The organism is Parabacteroides goldsteinii DSM 19448 = WAL 12034, from assembly GCF_000969835.1.
Lineage (GTDB): Bacteria > Bacteroidota > Bacteroidia > Bacteroidales > Tannerellaceae > Parabacteroides > Parabacteroides goldsteinii.
The window spans coordinates 1249928-1253734 of record NZ_KQ033913.1 but is presented as its reverse complement, the minus strand read 5'-3'; the positions used below and the strand labels follow the sequence as shown (position 1 = coordinate 1253734).

Genomic DNA, 3807 nt, shown 5'->3' with positions numbered 1-3807 from the left:
TTCCCGTTGAGATTCAAACTGTCGTTCAAACTCTACGTTTTTTATTTTTACTGTATTTTTCATATACTCTCTTTCCTTTTTTTACGCACATTAACAATTACATTCAGACACACGAAAAAGCAGCGCAACACCCGACAGGGTGCTGCGTAACTATTGGGTGCATCTGTTATTTTTTACAGATGCGATTGATAAGATTCAGGGGGAATGTTAGAGTTGCTCGATCTCTTCGGAAGTAAGACCGGTTGCCTTTGAAATATCTTCTAAAGACAGACCTAAGGATTTTAAGTTTTGAGCTATTTCTCGGCGTTCTTCTTCACGACCTTGCTTTATACCTTTTTTTATACCTTTCTCTTCGCCTTTGATTTCGCCATCTTCAAAACTGGCATCAATGGCAGAAAGCAAATCACGTTCGACAGCCAGACTCAGTTCGTACTCCAAACGTTCATTGGCAGACATACGTTCTATTTCCACTATGCTTTTTAGCTTCTGAAATAGTTGGTTATTGAGTTCATCCGGTAAACGTTCCATTATTTCGATATTATTTAAAACATACAACCATTTTAAGTAAATGGTCTTGCACTCCGACAAAGGTAATACAAATTTCGGCATTTCTAAATACACTTCGTTCAGCGTTTCGCTAAAAGGTATCTTCAGTTCACGATCCATCCTCACTACATCCCAGCGGTATTTGTCCGGATACCCGGGAGCCATCACATAATTAAGGATACAAACAATGTATACCTTATTTATATTATAATCCCAATGCTGTTTACGCTCTTCTTCCGACAAATGTGCTAATTTCTCACGGGTTACAACAGACTGTTGCTGGATAGCAAACGAGGCATAATACAGGATACGGTCGGAAAAGTATTTCTGACGGGTTTTCTGCATCTCCACTATAAAGAATTCACCTTTCTCATTCTCACAAAAAATATCAAATACTGCACGACGCTGATCCTGTTTCATGCCCAGCATTTCGACATTGCGAAAAGTGATGTTGATGATTACTTCGTCATGGAGGACTCCATTTAGAAAACTGATGATTAAATCTTTACTGACTTCACTCCCGAAAATGAGTTTAAACCCGTAATCCGAGAAAGGATTAATAAATTTGCTCATAGCTATATGTTTTAGTTGCGCCCATAGTGAGCGTGCGACAAATATATGCATTTATTTTCATAAGATGCAAAATATCTGCACTAAAAACATACGAACTGCTATACATTATATATAATCCTTTTTCAGTCTACAAAAGAGCCTCACTCCCCTTTCTATCTTATCAATCTCATCATGTCAAAGAACTCGTTTTTCCCCGGTTACTGGCAGGTCCGGGAAAATTACCTTTGTATTTTTACTTACCCTTTCTCGAAAAGGAGAAGAGGCAATATTTGATGCTATTTCTGTTCCTGAATGCAACGTATTGTATGTGCATCACATTTATTCATATTATCCCTCATAGAAGCTCCCCAGTTTGAGTCAATATTACTTTTTACATTAAAACAACTACCCTGATGAATATTACTCCCTTCTTCTCTGGTCCATACAAATCCCCACTCTCCTATATGCCTGAAAATATCGGTAGTAACTCTATAGCCAGCCATTCTATAATAAGTGGTATTTCCAGAACCTTTTGCTTCATAATACAGCACATAACCACCGTCTGACTGTGAGGTAGATTGACTCATTGCATTACCCGTTACCCAAGTATTGAAATTAAAGTTCCCTGATTGAAATAATGCCTTATAATTATTTCTTGAAGCAATACGCCAACCAACCGGACAAGGATCGTGAATTGTTTTATTATTATTAGAGTCATTCCATGAGTTTGCGGTAGTAAATGCAGAAGTTATTCCCCAATAATAAAAAACGGTTGGATGCCGATAAGCCTCCTGAAGTGACACATTTTGAGTTACACCTTGTTTTACAATATATGATAAACCATCCGGACCATATTGATTCAACATATCCGGAACAGGTAAAGGTTCGCTTACCCCTGAAACCTCACTCCTTATACTTGCTGAGTAACTGCTGGGAAAAGGGTCTTTTCTTCCCCATTGATAATGAAATCCATTTGCTTTCGACATCCCTAACGGGTCAGAAGGCACATTCGTATAACCGGCCATAGCTCCTAAATTACGATCCATCATAGGAAATTGGTCACTGTTATAAGTATATTTTTGTTTTCGTTTATATTCCGGCGTAAGAACCGTGGCATTCCCTTTTGCATCAGGGCTATAGTCTGTGACCCAGATATGCCAGCTCCAAAGAATATTTCCTGTTCCATTTGCACCATCATAAGCGGCAATCAGTCCACTACCTCCTGTCGTATTTGGAGCGACACGACAATAAATACGGGCATCCGTAAAACTTTCACCATTCTTTATATCAACAATATTTGAATGATCGGCTAATGTATTAACCACTCCTAGCACAGGATCACCTACATCACCATTTTCTTTCGTCTGCCATAATACTTTAACAGATTGAATCTTTATAGTAGAACACCAGTCATGTAATTGTTCATTAAGTTGCGTTTCTCCATTTATATAAAATGTATACGGATTAAAACAGAATGCACCACCGGGAGCCACCATGAAACAGTTGGCAGTCGGCACCAGATTGTTATTATTCTCGGATGCCGCTATCGGATCGATAATCGTTACACGGCGGTCATTGACAGGTAAGTCAATATGACTGATCTTTACCGTATAATTATAATCCGTATTACTATACAAATTGAAGTCTGTCGATTCAGAACCACCCAGATAGACACGGTAACTCAACTTCTTTTTGAGGTCAGAAGTATTGGCTGCAATAAAATCGACATACGAACTACCCGTCGGGGCATTCGATTTAATACGGTATGTCTGGGAGGTTGCTAATGAATTCGTTCCACGCACGTTAGCCGGAACCCAACAAGAATAATTTCCGGTACCTATTTGGGAACTCGTCAATTGTATAGTTGTGTATTGGTCCAGTAAGGAAGGATATGTCTTATCATTTTTATCTGGAGCAGTCACTACTTTATAATCAAGAGGAATACTTTGCAAAAGGATTTGTTTTAACTGATAATCACTGTATGAATAAGACCAGTTCAGCGTCAGCCGGGTTGCGAGTCGACGCAGCAACAGGCGGACATCTTTACCTTCAATACTTTTAATCGTATTGTTTTCTACGCATACATGTTCCAGATGCAGAACATAAGGCATCTGGTTCATATCCTCCTGATTGGACGGATTTAACTCGGATATAACGGAGGCTTTAATACTTTTAGTTTGGGAGGATGCCAGACTACCAGTACCCAAGGTAGTGCTAGTGTTACCTTTTCCCCATGCCACGATCACCAATTGGCAGTCGGAGTTTGCTGTCAAAATCTGACTAAAAGCGGAACCGATTTCGTGATCAGCAACATCACTTGCATTCATGCCTCCTATGCGATTGCCGTTCTGATCATACTGTTGTATTTCCAGGTTATAGAGCTTGTCAGGTTTCAGGGAACTCTCCGCTCCTTTCGTGGTTACTGCCGGTTGAAGTGCGTAATTGAAAGCGGCTCCATTCGATTTTGTTGTCGATGGTGCAGACAAAGTATATCCGTCTTTTTCGTCGGCAAAGCCGAGATCGAGCGTTACTTCCACTATCTTTCCTTCCAACGGATTCACCGCCGGACTGTCGATCCGTTCCTCGCAACCTGTGCTTATTAATACCAGTGATAAAAGTGTCATTATGACTCCTTTCCTTTCTAATTTGTGTCCTATACCTGCCATCCTTTTATCATTAATTTACTACATCAAAAGCGCCGTTTTAACA

2 protein-coding genes are annotated in these 3807 nt (G+C 39.8%); both read right to left on the bottom strand.

Annotation, left to right across the window (positions count from 1 at the left end):
• Window positions 1–207: 207 nt before the first annotated feature.
• A complete protein-coding gene (locus HMPREF1535_RS18125; RefSeq protein ID WP_046147067.1) occupies window positions 208–1119 on the bottom strand; it encodes an Rpn family recombination-promoting nuclease/putative transposase in 912 nt (303 codons plus the stop codon).
• 275 nt (window positions 1120–1394) lie between these two features.
• Window positions 1395–3722 (bottom strand): DUF4906 domain-containing protein, encoded by a 2328-nt coding sequence (locus HMPREF1535_RS18120; RefSeq protein ID WP_244275654.1) that lies wholly within the window; start codon window positions 3720–3722, stop codon window positions 1395–1397.
• Window positions 3723–3807: the final 85 nt, after the last annotated feature.